The organism is Pseudoalteromonas sp. L23, from assembly GCF_021728455.1.
GTDB lineage: Bacteria > Pseudomonadota > Gammaproteobacteria > Enterobacterales > Alteromonadaceae > Pseudoalteromonas.
In genome coordinates this window covers 1-16,896 of sequence record NZ_JAKKCW010000026.1, presented here as the reverse complement: position 1 = coordinate 16,896, position 16,896 = coordinate 1, and the positions used below count along the sequence as shown (strand labels likewise).

The window sequence follows — 16,896 nt, the reverse complement described above, 5'->3', positions numbered from 1 at the left end:
TTTGAAATGAGAGCTTAATTGACGAAAGTTCAGTATGAGTAAAGCAAGGAAGTTTTCTCAGCTGCGATACAGTAGTTTTCCTACTGTATCATTTTGATCGTCGCAGAGGGAAAGCGTACGTTTACTTAAGAGAGGCTTAGCTACGCCTAGCCTACGTTTTTTTGGAGAGTCAAATTTAATTTACTGGCTAATATGCTGTAGTTGATGAATTTGCTCGTAAAGTGTTGCAGCATAGCACTGTGCATCTCTAAAGCGCTTAGTTGTAAGGAAGCGGCGTACATCTAGTAGTACCTGTTCGGCGCCTTTGTGCCCTTGGCTGCTGGCCAAACTTAACCAAGCGGCCGCATGAAAGGGGCTGGGCGGCACTCCTTGACCTTTCATAAACAACAAACCTAAAAAGAACTGTGCCTTCAAATCACCAGACATCGCCGCCAGTCTTAGCCATTTTGCCGCAAGCGGAAAAGATTTTTCTTTTAGGTAATAGAGGCCTTTTTTCAAAGCTTGGGTATTGTCGTGAAGATCTGGGAATTTTGCGTCCGCTTTTAATGGCGACGTTACAAATTCAAGCACATTCAGCAGCTGCTGTTCTAAGTCATGGTTTGCTGAGTTGTCGGTGCTATTTTGATCCATATCTTTATTCGCAATAATGTTGATAAGCAGAGTGTAGCTGAATTTTAACTATTTTGTCCGAGTTTTAAAGTGATTCGTGTTAAAATCCAACCACTTGTTCCTTAAATTTGTAATTTTAGTTATGCTCGAGCGGTTATTTTCACTGCAAGCTATGCACACCAATGTAAGAACTGAGGTGATTGCTGGCTTGACGACATTCGTTACTATGGTTTACATCGTTTTCGTAAACCCTGCAATGCTAGCAGAAGCTGGCATGGATCACGGCGCTGCTTTTGTAGCAACTTGTATCGCAGCCGCAATCGGCTGTTTTATTATGGGACTATGGGCAAACTATCCTTTAGCGCTTGCGCCTGGAATGGGCTTAAACGCCTTTTTTACCTATGGTGTTGTGCTTGGCATGGGCTATACATGGCAAAGTGCATTAGGCGCGGTATTTATGTCGGGCTGTTTATTTCTATTTTTGAGCGTATTCAAAGTACGCGAATGGGTGATCCAAGCTATTCCCATTGTGCTAAAGCGTGCGATCGCGGCAGGTATTGGCGCATTCTTAGCCTTAATCGCGCTAAAGAACGCGAAAATTGTTATCGCAAGCGATGCGACATTAGTACAACTTGGTGATATCACTTCTCCCGGCCCGCTATTAGCCATTGCGAGCTTTTTTGTGATTGCGGCGCTTATGTACCGTGAAGTCAAAAGTGGCGTGCTTATCAGCATTTTAATGGTAACGGGTATTGCGTGGGGGCTTGGGCTTGTAGATTATCACGGGGTTGTTGATATCCCCCCAAGCATCGCGCCGACCTATATGCAGTTGGATTTGAGCGGAATTTTTGAGCTTTCCATGCTTAGCGTGGTGTTTGCATTTTTATTTGTCGATTTATTTGATACCAGTGGCACATTGGTTGCGGTGACTCAAAAGGCCGGATTATCTGACGAACATGGTCGCATGCCAAGGTTGGGTAGGGCACTGTCAGCTGACAGCACTGCGACGATTGCAGGCTCAGTGCTCGGTACTTCAACGACGACTTCATACATTGAATCAGTGTCGGGTGTATCTGTCGGTGGTCGCACAGGGTTGACGGCCGTGGTCGTGGGGATCTGCTTCTTACTCATGATGTTCTTTGCGCCATTGGCACAGATGGTTCCTGCATATGCGACGGCAGGCGCGATATTGTATGTGTCGGTATTAATGCTACAAAACCTAAAGTTGATTAATTGGGATGAGATGAGCGATGCTATTCCGGTGAGTGTTGTGTTATTGATGACACCGCTCACGTTTTCAATCGCGCATGGTATTGCTTTGGGTTTTATTTCTTATACGGCAGTTAAGTTGGCGTGTAATAAGGCAAATGAAATCAGTATCAGCGTTTGGGTACTGACAGCACTCTTTATCGTTAAGTTTGCTTTTGGTTAAGCAAGTGGGTTTACTTCATTTGTAATAAAAAAGGCTGGGAGACCAGCCTTTCACGTAAATTATGGTGTTACCACTTCTTCTTCGGTGCAAACAATACGTCCAAGTCGTCTTGTTCTTGCTCTGCTTTCTTTTTCACCGCTGATGCGTTGGACGCTCTAAGTTCGCTGCTGATCTCTTCTAAATAACCTTCCAGCTGTGCTTTTTTCTCTTTTACATAGTCATCATTGTATGAGACGGCGCAAATTGTAGCGTAAGCTTTTTCAAAGTATTGTCTTGCTGAACCGACCATGTTTGCGGTTCTCGCTGAAAGCCCTCGTTTTATCTGGCTTTCAACATTGATTTTAAGCTGAAAGCGCTCCAGCCTACGGTCTTCATTAACGAACAGTTGAGTGTCTACTTTACCTTTACTATGCTCTGAGCGTAGTAGTTGGCGTAATTTCTTTATGCCTTGAACTAATGCGATAATTTGTTTGTCGTTGTCTGGAAGTGCTATCGAGTCTGAGTCAGCTGCTTTTTCAGGCTGAGTATTTAAGCGCTCTTGCGACTCGTGTAAGCGACTTTTTAATTCTTTCGAAGTCGGAGACAACTCCACCATTGCGGCTAAAGCATCGTGCACGCGGCGCTGAATAATACGGATCATGACTTCAGACATCGGAATATTGCTGCCATTCATGATGACGTCTTCCGCTTCTTCTATTACGCGTTTTTGCTTAGCAAGTTCTTTGCGTCTCTCCGCTTCTTGTTTCTCTTTATGTTGCTGGATAGCGCTTACCCAAACTGCTATGACGATAAGTGCAACAATCAACATTATTATAATAGAAACAAACATACTGAAATCTCTTTCATGTAACCACCAGTGTAATTTTTTAATCTTACATGAATTCGTACTATTCTGAACAGGTTTACGACAATAACCTGTAAAAAAGATAAAGAATTCATTATTTTTTAGTATAGCCGATGCCTAAATGAGCGGTTAGTTTTAGTGAAAGATAGTCGCCAGATTTAGCTCGTGAGTTTGCAAAAGCGTGTCACAATATCCGCTATTTGGCCAAATGACTGTCGGAGCGTCAGTGAAAATGCTGATATTTAGTACCTCTTGGCTACCTCATTTTTACCAAATGTGCTAGCCTACATAAGGTCGTAACAGGCGGTTTTTATCGCTTTGCACTAAACTCGCTAACAAAAAGCGGTTTTGCTATGGGCTGATGCTCAACATCAAGAGATCATAAGAATAAAAGCAATATGAAATTACAACAATTGAGATATATCGTCGAAGTGTTGAATCACAACCTGAATGTGTCAGCGACGGCGGAAAGTTTATATACCTCTCAACCTGGTATTTCAAAGCAAGTGCGCATGCTTGAAGACGAGTTGGGGGTACAAATTTTTGGCCGTAGCGGTAAGCACTTAACGCATGTTACGGGCGCGGGTAATGAAATTATTAATATTGCTCGTGAGATCCTCTCTAAAGTGGAAGGGATCAAAGCGGTTGCAAATGAACATACCTTACCAGATCAAGGTAAACTAAACATCGCAACGACGCATACACAAGCTCGTTACGCGTTACCTCCTGTGATCCAAGGATTTATGAAAAAATATCCTGCGGTTTCTCTACACATGCATCAAGGTACGCCACAGCAAATCTCTGATGCTGCCGCTCGAGGTGATGCTGACTTTGCTATTGCTACCGAGGCGCTGCATTTGTACAGTGATCTTGTCATGCTACCTTGCTATCACTGGAATCGTAGTATTGTGGTCGCCAAAGACCATCCTCTTGCACAAAAAGGCAGTGCACTGACGGTGCAAGACGTCGCTAAATATCCGTTGATCACTTATGTGTTTGGTTTTACTGGCCGCTCAGAACTGGATAAAGCATTTAATGCTCATGGTTTGGAGCCACACATCGTGTTTACTGCAACAGACGCCGATGTGATTAAAACCTATGTAAGATTAGGGCTCGGTGTTGGCGTATTAGCGTCAATGGCACTTGATGAAAAGTCTGATAGCGACTTAGTTTGTATCGATGCAAGTCACCTATTTGAAGCAAGTACGACGAAAATCGGTTTCAGAAAAGGAAGCTTCCTAAGAGGCTACATGTACGATTTTATTGAGCGATTTGCACCGCATCTCACAAAAGATGTGGTAGAGCGTGCAAGTTTGCTACGAAATCAAGATGATATCGACAAGCTATTTGAAGGTATGACGCTTCCAGTAAAATGAAGTACTTGAAAAGAATATGAAAAAGGCCTCAACAGAGGCCTTTTTCAATACTGTTATTCGTACGGGAGCGGATCTGTTGCGTGGTTTAGTTCAAACGCTTCGAGACGCTCTTGGCAAGCACCGCACTTACCACATGCTTTTTCGCGGCCGTTGTAACACGTCCAAGTGTCAGCGTAATCTAATCCCATTTTTAGACCGTCGGTCAGGATATCAATTTTTGAGTTGTTAAGATAAGGACTGACAATTTCAACCGCGTCGTAGTTCGCAATGCGACAAACATCATCCATCTTTTTAACGAACTCTGGGCGGCAATCTGGATAAATTGCATGATCGCCAGAGTGAGCACCGTAAAATACCTTATTTGCTTTTAGAGAGACAGCGTAACCTACCGCAAGAGAAAGCAAAATCATATTGCGATTAGGCACAATCGTGCTCTTCATGCTCTCTTCTTCATAGTGGCCTTCTGGCACGTCGATGTCATCTGTTAGGCTAGAGCCTGACAATAATTGATTGATAGCCGAAATATCAACGACCTTATGAGCAACGCCGAGTTTTGCACATACGTCAGCGGCAACTTGTAGCTCTTTTACATGTCGCTGGCCATAGTTAAAAGACAGTGCATAAACCTCATGGCCCTCGCGGACAGCCTTGTTTAATACAGTGTAAGAGTCCATTCCGCCGGAATAGATTACGACAACTTTTTCGCTCATAGGTGATTTGCCTCGATTTTGATAGAGGTTTACTTTAGGGCGCGATATACTACACGGCCGCTGGAGAAATGACAATTTTCTCGCGGTATTTTTCGACAACTTTATCTTAAACATGGGGCCATTTTGTACAAGGTTAACGAAATATTTGAAACAATTCAGGGTGAAGCAAGCTTCACTGGTACGCCTTCAATCTTTTTACGTTTGCAGGGCTGTCCAGTTGGGTGCGCTTGGTGTGATACCAAACAAACCTGGGAAACCAACGACACTTTTATTGTTTCATTGGATAACACTGTAGAAAAAAAGGCTGACTCAGAGTGGTGGGCAAACGCGAGTGCTGACGAGATCTTGGCGATTTTCGAGGCGCGGGGCTACCAAGCCAAACATGTGGTGATCACCGGTGGTGAACCTTGTATGTTTGATCTTCGCCCATTATGCGAGTTATTGCATAGTAAAGGGTACAGCACACAGGTTGAAACCAGTGGGACATTTGAGATCCTCGCGCCAGCTGAAACTTGGGTTACTGTGTCGCCAAAAATTAATATGCGTGGAGGTTACAAAGTACTTCCAAGTGCAATGGCTCGTGCCGATGAAATAAAGCACCCCGTCGCGATGCAAAAGCATATTGAGGAATTAGAGGCGTTATTTGCACAAACTGGGGTTGAACCAAAGCTAGTGTATCTTCAGCCAATTAGCCAAAAAGCCAAGGCCACTAAGCTTGCAATAGACAATTGCAAAGCGAAAAATTGGCGCCTATCAGTTCAAGTGCACAAGTATTTAGGGATTAACTAAAGCGATTTTCCTAAGCGTATTTTAGCTAAAAATGCGGTGTGTTTAAGCTGAGGTATTGAACAAGCAGCGTGCTTAGGCGTTAAGTTTTATGTAGAGGTCAATAACACTCGTTACTGACCATTTCAATCATTCTTTGCGTTTCACCACTGTTCTCAAATTGATAGAGATTGCGATTGATATCTTTGAGCAATTCATGCCAATGTGGTTTTTGTTTGCTAAGTGCAAAGTAGAGGTGATTATACTTAATAGGTGGCGTCACGTTTTCAATGTTTCTCAGTAATTCAATTTTCTCAGCTCTAGGTAAGTCTGAATAATTGACCGTAAAGCGCAGCACTTTTGGATCGCCTATTACTAAATTTACGCGCTTACCGACGAGTAATTTCACTAGCTGTAAATCATTTACGGCTTCCACTGTAACGAATTCACCATTATCCATCATAGCATCAAATTCAGGGGTATTCTGATAGCCCCTCACGACACCAATGAGCTCATTCTTAACTGAGTTTAGATTACCATCAAAGCGGTCTTCTTCACCTCTTCGCTTCAAAAAGCCGATTTCACCACCAGGAAAAGCATTAGATAAAGCAAGTAGCTCTCTGCGGGTCTTATTCTTGTGATTGTCAGACGGTGCTGAATCCTCAATATAGTATTCTGGGAATAAAATATCTGCTTTGCCCGTTTCCGCGGCTCTTACAGCACGAGCCCAAGGCAAAAATTCAACATACACTTGATAGTCTAAGTCGGTAAGCAGTGCGACGGCAAACTGGAAAGCCCAGCCTTTGTTGCAGAGGTTTGCACCGATATAAGGTGGCCAATCTAATGTCACGATATGAATGAACGCATTTTTGCCTTTCTTATTGTATAGATAACCCCCTTGGTACTTTTCTCCAGCAACAAGGTGAAATTCACCGCCCTTGAAGTAGGCGACGTTTAAATTCTCCCCATAGATGAAGCTACTAAACATGAGAAAAAACAAGAGTAATAAGGTCTTTACAATCATCGAAGTCAAAAAAGAGTAGCGAATAGGTAAAGTGTAGTGAAGGAAGGTGAAATTAAAAGGAATAATATAAAAACAAAGGGGCAGTGATGCCCCTTGGTAATCTAGAATATGAAGCTCTACTCTTACTGCACTAATTCTTGTTCAGAGAATGTGTCTGCAAAAAGTGGGCTAGTTAGGTAACGCTCAGCAGCGCTTGGCAAAATAACCACGATGTTTTTATCGGCATTTTCAGGTTTCTCGGCAATTCGCTTTGCGGCAACTAGGGCTGCACCAGAAGAAATACCTACTAAAATACCTTCGTCTTTCATCAGCTGATGTGCCATTGCAATTGCATCTTCATTCGACACCAACTCAACGCCATCAATAAGCTCAAGATCTAGGTTGCCTGGAATAAAGCCAGCGCCAATCCCTTGAATTTTGTGTGGACCTGGCTTTACTTCGTCGCCCGCAAGGGTTTGCGTGATAACTGGTGAGTCAACTGGCTCAACAGCAATTGATTTAACATTTAGGCCTTTTTCATTTTTCAGATAGCGTGAAACACCGGTGATCGTGCCACCTGTACCAACGCCCGCAACGAAGTAATCGATATTACCTTCAAGTGCATCAAAAATTTCTGGACCCGTTGTTTCAAAGTGGATCTTCGGGTTTGCTGGGTTTTCAAACTGTTGTAGTAACACGTACTTTTCAGGGTTACTTGCTTGGATTTCATTTGCTTTTTCAATCGCGCCTTTCATGCCCTTAGCGCCTTCTGTTAGCACTAAATTTGCGCCAAGTGCTTTAAGTAGTTTACGACGCTCAAGGCTCATCGTATTTGGCATAGTAAGTGTCAACTTATAACCACGAGAAGCAGCAACGAAAGCCAGTGCAATACCCGTGTTACCTGAAGTTGGTTCAATAAGTTCTTTACCTTCGCTAAGAAGACCTGCTTTTTCAGCTTCCCAGATCATAGACGCACCAATACGGCATTTAACGCTGAAGCTTGGGTTACGCGCTTCCACTTTTGCGTAAACATTGCCGCCAGAAACGCGATTGATTTTAACCAGCGGTGTATTACCGATAGTTAGACTGTTGTCTGCATATACTTTAGTCATTTGTGTTCCCTAATCTAGGTTTGCTTGTATTCCATCACTTTACTGCGCATTTCGCAAAACGAAAGGAAAGATTGGCTATAAGATATATCAAATTTGCTTATAGCCAATAGTTATTTAAAGATTGATATTTAAATCAACCAGGCATAACTGAACTTCATAAATACCGTCTTTTCGTCTTTAGTTATTTTTGACAAATCATCGTCTTGATAACCATGATCGGAATAGCCTGCAAAGAAAACGGTTTGTGGGTTTAGTTTATAGGAATAGAGCAGTTGGGTGCTGATGCTTTTATAAGTCGCATCAACATCATCGCTATAATTGCTCTGGTTTCTCGAAATATCTGTATTGATGATTGCCAATCTCAAATAGCTATTAATGTTGAATTGGTAAGTCAGGCGGATATCGCTCAGATTTGCGGTATAAACTTCCGCGCCGTCAGCTTTCATTTTTTCGTATGTATGGCGCAATCTAACTTCAAAATGTTTGCCAAGATTGACGTTAATAACCGGGCGGGCGAAGTACAAATCACCAACACGGTTGTTTGCAAGGTCAACGCGGTTTCCTTTACTTAAGTTCAAACCTGCGAAAACGCCGGCCATTGGCTTGAACTCGATATAAGTCCACTGTGAATTCTCGGTAAATAGATCGGTATTGCCGTCAATCGCTAAACGGGTTTCATCATGTCGCAGTCCTGTACGTTTTCTATGTTCAACACCGAAATCAAGAAAGCTTTGCAACGGGCCGTCAACTGCAAAGTTGGTTTGCACTTCTTTTTCTAATAACTCGCCTTGCTCGTTGTGGGAAATATCCCAGTCGGCGTACCAACGTGCACGGTTCCACCAGTTGTTGTCATCGCCATACCAACGGTACTCACCGCCGAAAAGAAATTTATTAAAGTCGACCTGAGTGATAAAGCCCATATCGGTTCTAAGTGCTGCATCGCGAGCTTGATAGCTGGTAAATGCCTTCCAATGCTTGCGATTGTGCTCATAATTAACGTAATAGCCAGCACCACGGTCATCTTCGTCTATCACTCTGAGTACACTTTCGTTTAGGTCGCACTCAGCGAGCGTACTATCACATAACGCTTCGGCGAAAGCGCTATCGTAGTCTGTATCCGAGCCAATTAACTGCACCTGTAAGGTATCGTTATCAGTTGGCTTGTATTTGGCGTCTATACTCGCAACTTGGTTGCGATAGTCGTCGCTTTGCCTAGTCGTCGATGTCACGCCTACAGACAAGGTTTTGTTTAGGTCATGACGATATCTAAGCGCCATGTTTTGGCTTTTTCTCTCTAATGAGACAACACTCGAGCCCAAATTTCCGGGAACAACGACATTGAGTCTTTCATCGTTGGCAATAAATCCTGCAAAAGTGTGACCATTTTTATTACCGGTAAGCTTGACGCCATAATCGGGGGCTGAAATGTTCCGAGTATGAATAAGGTTAAGGTGAGAAGAAAAGTAATCGGAATTATCTAAAAAGAACGCCCGTTTTTCAGGGAAAAATAGGCTAAAGCTATTGTTAACGCTCAATTGTCCCGTGTCAGCTTCAACTTGTGAGAAATCAGGGTTTAGTGTTGCGTTTAGCGTCGTGTCTGGCGTGATAGCCCACTTTACGTCTAAGCCCGGCTCGACATTATTGTCGGCTTGCCATGGCTCTGCGATACCATCATCTATGTCGCGAGACTCTTGCCTATTGGTGACTAGTGTTGGAATAACGGCAAAGTTACTACCTTGCTTAGCCTTAGCAAATCCTTGATATTTTGGCATTTGACAGATCCAGCAAGAATTTGCATGTTGCAATTGCATGCTGGAGATACGCAACCTTTCATTTCTTGGATAAAAACGCAGAAACTCTAAAGCCATGGTTTTGCTCTCGAGGGAGTCGTTAAAATTCAATACACGAAGTGGGATTTCAACTTCAACAACATAACCGTCTTTGTTTATCTTTCCGACGCTATCCCAGATCCCATTCCAAGAACCATTCTCGCTTTTAGTGAGTTCGTTTTCAATTGAGTCTTGTTGTACACCTAGTGGATTGATGAAAAACTGGTAAGCGCTTTGGGCGTTGTTAAATGAATCAATTTTAATGCCGACAAGATCATCTTCCCAGGCGCGGTCACGGTCACGATAAAATGCGCGGATCAATTCAGGATTAGGGTCCTTTGCATCAAAAGCAATAAATAAAGATTGACCATTCTCATATACGTAGGCCTTAGTTTGAACTGGACTTGATTGGTTCTCGTATGGCCAAGTGATGTTGTTGATATCTATTTCTAATGCACGTTGCCAAATATCGGCTTCAAGTACACCATCAATTTTTGCAGAACTATCGACAAATGGGATTTTATTTGGGTCTAGTGCCCATGCTTGACTAGATAGACTAAGCGCGAAAAAAGAGTAGGTTACAGCTTTAAGCATGAATTTAATTATTTTACAGAGACTTTTTCCAGTATTAGATAATATGCAATGAACTGAAACAATTTATTTTCGTCAGGTTGCAATTATTTACGTTGGGTGGCGAATATGTATACATAAAATGTACAAATCGATTTATCTCCATCGAATTAATAGCAAAGATGGTCAAAAACATGTTACAACAACGCCTTTGAAAATCTGCTAGGAAGTAACTATGTCTCTTATATTGAAGCTAGTGGCGGGTATCGTCGCTGGTATGTTGGCGGGTCTGTACTTGCCGACTGTGTTAGTTGAGCTCTTATACACCTTCAAGGTGATCATAGGACAACTTATCAGCTTTACTATTCCTCTGATAATCCTGCTTTTTATTGCTTCAGGTATAGCAGGCTTACCAAAGGGATCGGGCCACTTGCTTGGTAAGACAGTTGGCTTTGCTTATGGGTCAACCATTATTGCTGGCACATTAGCATTTTTATTAGTTAATGCTTTCATCCCATTCTTTGACGGCGGCGTTGCTTATCAAGCCGTGGAAGAATCTCATCTTAAGAGCTTTATTAATATTGAGATCCCTCCGCTGATGGGAGTGATGACGGCACTTGCAACGGCATTTATCTTTGGTATTGGGATGAGCCAGTGTGGCTTAACTAAACTTAAAGGTGTCACTGACGAAGCGAGAGATGTGGTAGATGCACTGCTTGCGAAAGTCATTATTCCAATATTACCACTCTACATCGCCGGTGTTTTTGCTGAAATGGCAGTAGCAGGTACGGTATTCGACACCCTAAGTACGTTTGGCGTAGTATTGCTTGCCGCGATTATTATGCATTGGCTATGGCTAAGCACTTTGTTTGTGGTGAGCGGCCTGTTACTTGGTAGAAATCCACTGGAATTAATCAAAAATATGCTACCTGCGTATTTTACCGCTATTGGTACTATGTCGAGCGCGGCAACTATTCCAGTGTCTCTTCGTGCAAGTAAATCTAATAATGTTAACGAAGAGGTTGCCAATTTTACCGTACCACTTTGTGCCACCATTCATTTGTCAGGGTCGACTATTACCATAGTGACTTGCGCAATGGCTGTGATGCTGCTTTCTCCTGAGATGGTTGTACCGTCATTGTCGGAAATGTTGCCATTCATCTTTATGCTTGGTGTCGTAATGATTGCGGCTCCTGGTGCGCCGGGTGGCGCGGTTATGTCTGCGCTTGGACTATTGACCAGTATGCTTGGTTTTAATGAGGGCGCAGTGGCATTGATGATTGCTTTATATTTAGCGCAAGACAGTTTTGGCACAGCATGTAATGTAACCGGTGATGGTGTGATTGCACTTTGGGTCGATAAATTTTCAAAGCAAAGCTGAGTCATATAAAAATTAATCTACTATAAGTCGCTGTGGCTAAATGCCGTAGCGGCTGCCTTTAAAATCATAAAAGCGGTGGAATTATAATCAAACTGCTTCTTTCATTAATTAACTATTTGGTTAATTCATATCAAAATTGTATTTTTCTCTCGTTTCTATCGTTATGCTTTTAAAAAATATGTGGTAATCTCAAACATCTGGAAGCGGGGCTGTTGGTTGCTTCGCTCCTTTTACCAATATATATGTAGAGGGTGTGCCATTGATTAATGTGCTTTTAGTTGATGATCATGAACTTGTCAGGACTGGCATAAAACGCATTTTAGATGATGTGCGTGGCTTTAAAGTGGTAGGAGAAGCCAAAACTGGTGAGGAAGCCGTAACCTTTTGTCGCCAAAGTGAGCCTGACATTGTGCTAATGGACATGAACATGCCTGGAATTGGTGGATTGGAAGCGACCAAAAAGATTTGCCGTTACTGTCCAGATGTAAAAGTTATTGTGCTTACGGTACATTGTGAAGATCCTTTCCCAAGCAAGGTAATGCAAATTGGTGCGCATGGTTATCTGACAAAAGGTGCAGGCCCTGATGAAATGATCAACGCAATACGTGCTGTTAATGCTGGCCAGCGTTATATTGCGCCAGAAATTGCTCAGCAGATTGCCCTTGCGCAATTTAGTGGCCGCAATGACGAAAACCCTTTCCAATCGCTATCGGAAAGAGAATTACAGATCATGCTCATGATCACTAAAGGTGAGAAAGCACAAAATATTGCAGATCGCTTGAACCTAAGCTCTAAGACGGTAAATAGTTATCGCTATCGCATGTTTGAAAAGCTCAATGTTAGCGGTGATGTGGAATTAACCCACTTGGCTATTCGCCATAAAATGATCGATATAGATAGCAGTCATTAAGTTCTTTTTAAATGACTGAATTTGATTACAAACCTTTCCTTAAGACATTAACAACAGAACCTGGTGTGTACCGCATGTACGATGTGGACGACCAGGTTATCTATGTTGGTAAAGCAAAAAACCTCAAAAAACGAGTTTCTAGCTACTTCCGTTCAAATATCACAGATAGTAAAACGCGAGTATTGGTCAGTAATATTGATCATATTGAAGTAACGTTAACGAATACCGAAACCGAAGCGCTGCTTTTAGAAAATAACTTAATTAAGAAATACCAACCACGATATAACATTCTCTTAAGAGACGATAAAAGTTATCCGTATATTTTCCTGAGCGCCCATCAACATCCAAGGCTTGCATTTCATCGTGGTAGTAGAAAACAAAAAGGCGAATATTTTGGTCCTTTTCCTAGCAGTGCTGCTGTATCGGAAAGTCTGAGGTTAATGCAGAAGATTTTCCCTGTTAGGCAATGCGAAGATGCGTATTACCGCGCACGCAGCCGACCTTGTTTGCAGTATCAGTTAAAAAGATGTTCAGGACCATGCGTTGGCAAAGTAAGCGACGAAGAATACCAAGAGCAAGTAGCCATGGTTCGACAGTTTTTGACAGGACGCTCTCAGGACGTTATCTCAGCACTGGTGGAACGAATGGAAACCGCCAGTATGTCTTTGGATTTTGAGAAAGCAGCAAAACACAGAGATCAAATTGCTTTATTAAGGCAAATGCAAGAACAGCAGTCCATTGCAGGAAACTTTGCAGAGCTTGATGTCATCGGCTATGAACAGAAGAACGGTTTAGTGGCCATTCATGTACTGATGATAAGAGAACATAAGGTACTTGGGACGAAAACACATTTTCCAAAGGTACCAAAAGATTCTGGGGCAGATGAAGTGCTAACTTCTTTCCTTGGACAGTATTACATTTCAACGGGTAACCACTCAAGAATTGCTAAAGAAATTGTATTGCCATTCGAAATAGAAGAGGAAAGTGCATTAGAAGCAGCGCTGACTCAAGTTTCGAAGCGCAAAGTTAATTTCAAATGTAACGTTCGTGGGGAACGAGCCCAATATCTTGCATTGGCAAATAAAAATGCGCAAAACAGTATTGAAGTTAAACAAAGTGCACAAGACTCAATCACCAAACGATATGCCAAACTAAAAGCAGTGCTAGGGCTGTCAGACATTCAAAGAATGGAGTGTTTTGATATCAGTCATACCATGGGAGAAAACACGGTCGCATCGTGCGTTGTATTCGATGGTCAAGGGCCAAACAATAGAGAGTATCGCAGATATAACGTCACTGGGATCACCCCAGGGGATGATTACGCAGCGATGGATTTTGCATTAAATAAGCGCTACGGCAAAATGTCGGATGAAGCGAAAGTACCCGATATTATTTTTATTGATGGTGGTAAGGGGCAGTTAGGTAGGGCGGAATCTTTCTTCGCTGATTGGCAACTCAATAAAATGCCGATACTGATAGGGGTTGCAAAAGGCACAAGCCGAAAGCCGGGATTAGAAACATTGCTAATAGATGGTGGTCGTAAAACGGTGAATGTCGAAAGTGATTCACCTGCATTACACCTTATCCAGCATATCCGCGACGAATCACATCGCTTTGCAATTGCAGGGCATCGTAATAAAAGACAAAAACAAAGAACGCAATCTGTGCTTGAAGAGATTGAAGGCGTAGGTCAGAAAAGACGTCAGGCACTACTTAAGTTTTTAGGAGGCATGCAGGGAGTTAAATCTGCAAATATACATCAATTAAAGCAAGTTCCTGGGATCAGCCCTGAAATGGCTGAAAAGATATTTAATCATTTGCATGACAAAGCTTAAGCAATCATGCGAACATAGAAAAAAAGACAATACCAAGTAGTTATGTGGAATATTCCAAATACGCTCACAACATTTAGATTGCTACTCATTCCCGTGTTTGCAGTCGTTTTTTATCTTCCTTATTCATGGGCGTTTTTTGCCGCCGCTTTTATTTTCTGGTTAGCTTCCGTTACCGATATCCTCGATGGCTATCTTGCGCGTAAGTTGGAACAGTCAACACCATTTGGTGCTTTTTTAGATCCTGTTGCCGACAAGGTGATGGTCAGTGTTGCTTTAGTGATACTTGCTACACATTATGATAATTATTTCATTACTATTTCTGCTGTTGTCATTATTAGTAGAGAAATAGTTATTTCTGCGTTGCGCGAATGGATGGCTGAACAAGGTAAAAGAGGAAGTGTTGCTGTATCTTGGCTGGGCAAATTCAAAACAGCTGCACAGATGTTAGCTATTATAGGTTTGATTTGGCAATTATCAGATTGGATGACAATGCTAAGTTACGCACTTTTAGCTATCGCGACATTGCTAACATTAGTTTCTATGATCCAGTATCTCTATGCTGCAAAAGGAGAATTGACTAATTCTTGACTTGAAATGATTATAAACCCAGCGGTTTAGATAAATTTTGAGCAAACGATTCAAAACATTCATTTTTTATGTTGACGCGTTCCAGAACTTCTGTAGAATGCGTCCGTGTTGAGAGGGCAGTATGTCATCTAAATGAAATTTAGATAGCATCACCTAGCAAGTTAAAGTTTAAAGAAGCTTAGTAAATAAGTAGATTTAAATAATGGAACGCGAGTATAGCTCAGCTGGTAGAGCGCGACCTTGCCAAGGTCGAGGTCACGAGTTCGAACCTCGTTACTCGCTCCAAATTTGCGGCGGAATGGCAGAGTGGCCATGCAGCGGATTGCAAATCCGTCTACCTCGGTTCGACTCCGGGTTCCGCCTCCATTTCTCAACATATCCACATGCGAAAGCAAGCCCGATGCCCGGGTGGTGGAATTGGTAGACACAAGGGATTTAAAATCCCTCGCTGGTAACAGCGTGCCGGTTCAAGTCCGGCCCCGGGCACCATTTATATCGGGATTTGTATGTAACAAATCTAAATGGTTTTTATGTACAAAACGGAACGCGAGTATAGCTCAGCTGGTAGAGCGCGACCTTGCCAAGGTCGAGGTCACGAGTTCGAACCTCGTTACTCGCTCCAATTTTTGCTTTCACACCCGATGCCCGGGTGGTGGAATTGGTAGACACAAGGGATTTAAAATCCCTCGCTGGTAACAGCGTGCCGGTTCAAGTCCGGCCCCGGGCACCATTTATTTTTCACATATTAAATTTACCAGTGTGAAAAATGGAATGCGAGTATAGCTCAGCTGGTAGAGCGCGACCTTGCCAAGGTCGAGGTCACGAGTTCGAACCTCGTTACTCGCTCCAATATTCTTCATGGCGGAATGGCAGAGTGGCCATGCAGCGGATTGCAAATCCGTCTACCTCGGTTCGACTCCGGGTTCCGCCTCCATATCGCATATTCTCCTTATTTTTAATATCTTTCTTATTTACCTTTTTTATTATCCAAAAACGCCACCGTTACTGATTTATCCACATCTTCTTTTACTTAAACATTGTTTCTTTAGATCCCTGAATCATTACTATAGCTACTAGCCAATAATAAGAAGAATCGAAAGTTAGTATTCAATACCTTTATAAACGCACCTATCTCCATATTTTCGATAAAAGGTATCATTTTGGTATCTAGTCCTGCTTATTGGATAGACTTACTGCTTCATAGTCGCTTTACATTTTCACTTCCACATAATCTACGTACACCTTCTCTACATAAAGAAGAATTGACCTGGCTTTGTTTCGAGTTCTATATGTAAGTAGGCAAGTTAATATGCTAACAGATGTTATATAACGCCATTTGTTCAGTTGTTCCTTAGTGGTGCTTAAAGTTTATGTAGACTCGCGTGACTTCAATTTGGTCTTTTTGAGTGAAAAATATACTTTTTTGATATGTTTCGTTTGTTTTTTGTTCGAACAAACCGTTTTTATAAGTTTTAATGAAAAAAGAGTTGCACTAAAATCGGATCGCCCTATAATGCGACCCCACTGACACGGGGCGCTACGCTGAAAAGCAAAGCAGCAACGAGTTAGCGTCAAATAAAACTTAAGTTCGAAACTTCTTCTCAAGAAATTCAAAATTAAGTGTTGACAAAAAAATGGGAATGCTTAGAATGCACATCCCTCGAAACAACGAAATGTTTCGAAATGTTCTTTAAAAATATGAAGCAATCATCTGTGTGGGCACTCGTACAGATTGAGTTCTAACAGCAGATTCTAGTTCGCTAGATGATGCAAACAAATTTAGAGTCTCAATTGTAACTGAGTGGCTATATAGTCAATTCGTTTTGATTTTACTTTTTTGAAAAGTAGAAACAAACAATCAGAATTCAATGAGCACGAAGCTTAGGCTTCAAAAAAACTTTTAATTGAAGAGTTTGATCATGGCTCAGATTG

13 protein-coding genes and 7 tRNA genes are annotated in these 16,896 nt (G+C 42.2%); 14 read left to right on the top strand and 6 right to left on the bottom strand.

The genetic code is table 11. The features are described 5' to 3' along the window. Nucleotides 1-180 precede the first annotated feature (180 nt). Complete coding sequence (locus tag L3V43_RS22765; protein ID WP_010375560.1) at nt 181-630, bottom strand: SEL1-like repeat protein; 450 nt, start codon at nt 628-630, stop codon at nt 181-183. Nucleotides 631-751: 121 nt separating this feature from the next. Here L3V43_RS22765 and L3V43_RS22760 point away from each other — a divergent pair, with 121 nt between their 5' ends. After that, nucleotides 752-2,041 carry an NCS2 family permease gene (locus L3V43_RS22760; protein WP_102057855.1) on the top strand — a complete coding sequence of 430 codons (1,290 nt, stop codon included), beginning with the start codon at nt 752-754 and terminating at the stop codon, nt 2,039-2,041. Nucleotides 2,042-2,108: 67 nt separating this feature from the next. Here L3V43_RS22760 and L3V43_RS22755 read toward each other — a convergent pair whose 3' ends face one another. Further along, nucleotides 2,109-2,870, bottom strand: coding sequence for a hypothetical protein (locus tag L3V43_RS22755; protein ID WP_039492261.1), 762 nt, complete (start codon nt 2,868-2,870; stop codon nt 2,109-2,111). 413 nt (nt 2,871-3,283) lie between these two features. Between L3V43_RS22755 and cysB the strand changes: the two genes are divergently transcribed. Further along, complete coding sequence (gene cysB, locus L3V43_RS22750; protein WP_010375565.1) at nt 3,284-4,261, top strand: HTH-type transcriptional regulator CysB; 978 nt, start codon at nt 3,284-3,286, stop codon at nt 4,259-4,261. 53 nt (nt 4,262-4,314) lie between these two features. Here the strand turns inward: cysB and queC are convergent, their stop codons facing one another. Then, the gene (gene queC, locus L3V43_RS22745) at nt 4,315-4,971 is read right to left on the bottom strand and encodes a 7-cyano-7-deazaguanine synthase QueC (protein ID WP_010375567.1); all 657 of its coding nucleotides are present in this window, start codon (nt 4,969-4,971) and stop codon (nt 4,315-4,317) included. Nucleotides 4,972-5,094: 123 nt separating this feature from the next. On the opposite strand from queC, the gene queE reads away from it, so the two are divergent. Beyond that, the gene (gene queE / locus L3V43_RS22740) at nt 5,095-5,760 is read left to right on the top strand and encodes a 7-carboxy-7-deazaguanine synthase QueE (RefSeq protein WP_102056583.1); all 666 of its coding nucleotides are present in this window, start codon (nt 5,095-5,097) and stop codon (nt 5,758-5,760) included. A gap of 97 nt (nt 5,761-5,857) precedes the next feature. Here the strand turns inward: queE and L3V43_RS22735 are convergent, their stop codons facing one another. From L3V43_RS22735 to L3V43_RS22725, 3 genes are all read right to left on the bottom strand, one after another. Further along, a complete protein-coding gene (locus L3V43_RS22735; protein WP_102056584.1) occupies nt 5,858-6,724 on the bottom strand; it encodes a transporter substrate-binding domain-containing protein in 867 nt (288 codons plus the stop codon). 158 nt (nt 6,725-6,882) lie between these two features. Next, the gene (gene cysK / locus L3V43_RS22730) at nt 6,883-7,851 is read right to left on the bottom strand and encodes a cysteine synthase A (protein WP_010606534.1); all 969 of its coding nucleotides are present in this window, start codon (nt 7,849-7,851) and stop codon (nt 6,883-6,885) included. A gap of 128 nt (nt 7,852-7,979) precedes the next feature. Continuing rightward, the gene (locus L3V43_RS22725; protein ID WP_235368923.1) at nt 7,980-10,274 is read right to left on the bottom strand and encodes a DUF5916 domain-containing protein; all 2,295 of its coding nucleotides are present in this window, start codon (nt 10,272-10,274) and stop codon (nt 7,980-7,982) included. Nucleotides 10,275-10,485: 211 nt separating this feature from the next. On the opposite strand from L3V43_RS22725, the gene L3V43_RS22720 reads away from it, so the two are divergent. The 11 genes from L3V43_RS22720 to L3V43_RS22670 all read left to right on the top strand — a co-directional run bounded on the left by L3V43_RS22720 (nt 10,486) and on the right by L3V43_RS22670 (nt 15,898). After that, on the top strand, nt 10,486-11,631 hold the full coding sequence (locus tag L3V43_RS22720; RefSeq protein ID WP_010606536.1) for a dicarboxylate/amino acid:cation symporter: 1,146 nt from the start codon (nt 10,486-10,488) through the stop codon (nt 11,629-11,631). Between the two features lie 259 nt (nt 11,632-11,890). After that, a complete protein-coding gene (gene uvrY / locus L3V43_RS22715; RefSeq protein WP_010606537.1) occupies nt 11,891-12,541 on the top strand; it encodes a UvrY/SirA/GacA family response regulator transcription factor in 651 nt (216 codons plus the stop codon). An 11-nt stretch (nt 12,542-12,552) separates the two neighbouring features. Beyond that, nucleotides 12,553-14,376: an excinuclease ABC subunit UvrC gene (gene uvrC, locus L3V43_RS22710; RefSeq protein WP_102056586.1), complete on the top strand. Its 1,824-nt coding sequence runs from the start codon at nt 12,553-12,555 to the stop codon at nt 14,374-14,376. A 42-nt stretch (nt 14,377-14,418) separates the two neighbouring features. Next, nucleotides 14,419-14,964, top strand: coding sequence for a CDP-diacylglycerol--glycerol-3-phosphate 3-phosphatidyltransferase (pgsA, locus tag L3V43_RS22705; protein WP_010375584.1), 546 nt, complete (start codon nt 14,419-14,421; stop codon nt 14,962-14,964). A gap of 209 nt (nt 14,965-15,173) precedes the next feature. Further along, nucleotides 15,174-15,249, top strand: a tRNA-Gly gene (locus L3V43_RS22700). 7 nt (nt 15,250-15,256) lie between these two features. Then, a tRNA-Cys gene (locus L3V43_RS22695) sits at nt 15,257-15,330 on the top strand. A gap of 36 nt (nt 15,331-15,366) precedes the next feature. Continuing rightward, nucleotides 15,367-15,453, top strand: a tRNA-Leu gene (locus L3V43_RS22690). Nucleotides 15,454-15,510: 57 nt separating this feature from the next. Next, nucleotides 15,511-15,586 (top strand) — tRNA-Gly (locus L3V43_RS22685). Between the two features lie 21 nt (nt 15,587-15,607). Beyond that, a tRNA-Leu gene (locus L3V43_RS22680) sits at nt 15,608-15,694 on the top strand. Nucleotides 15,695-15,737: 43 nt separating this feature from the next. Then, a tRNA-Gly gene (locus L3V43_RS22675) sits at nt 15,738-15,813 on the top strand. Between the two features lie 11 nt (nt 15,814-15,824). Continuing rightward, nucleotides 15,825-15,898, top strand: a tRNA-Cys gene (locus L3V43_RS22670). Nucleotides 15,899-16,896 lie beyond the last annotated feature (998 nt).

Excerpts from the sequence above, each read along its gene's own strand:
- L3V43_RS22725 (WP_235368923.1), bottom strand. The coding sequence starts at position 10,274 with ATGCTTAAAGCTGTAACCTACTCTTTTTTCGCGCTTAGTCTATCTAGT.
- uvrC (WP_102056586.1), top strand. The coding sequence starts at position 12,553 with ATGACTGAATTTGATTACAAACCTTTCCTTAAGACATTAACAACAGAA.
- queC (WP_010375567.1), bottom strand. The coding sequence starts at position 4,971 with ATGAGCGAAAAAGTTGTCGTAATCTATTCCGGCGGAATGGACTCTTAC.
- L3V43_RS22735 (WP_102056584.1), bottom strand. The coding sequence starts at position 6,724 with ATGTTTAGTAGCTTCATCTATGGGGAGAATTTAAACGTCGCCTACTTC.
- cysB (WP_010375565.1), top strand. The coding sequence starts at position 3,284 with ATGAAATTACAACAATTGAGATATATCGTCGAAGTGTTGAATCACAAC.
- L3V43_RS22760 (WP_102057855.1), top strand. The coding sequence starts at position 752 with ATGCTCGAGCGGTTATTTTCACTGCAAGCTATGCACACCAATGTAAGA.
- cysK (WP_010606534.1), bottom strand. The coding sequence starts at position 7,851 with ATGACTAAAGTATATGCAGACAACAGTCTAACTATCGGTAATACACCG.
- L3V43_RS22755 (WP_039492261.1), bottom strand. The coding sequence starts at position 2,870 with ATGTTTGTTTCTATTATAATAATGTTGATTGTTGCACTTATCGTCATA.
- pgsA (WP_010375584.1), top strand. The coding sequence starts at position 14,419 with ATGTGGAATATTCCAAATACGCTCACAACATTTAGATTGCTACTCATT.
- L3V43_RS22720 (WP_010606536.1), top strand. The coding sequence starts at position 10,486 with ATGTCTCTTATATTGAAGCTAGTGGCGGGTATCGTCGCTGGTATGTTG.
- L3V43_RS22765 (WP_010375560.1), bottom strand. The coding sequence starts at position 630 with ATGGATCAAAATAGCACCGACAACTCAGCAAACCATGACTTAGAACAG.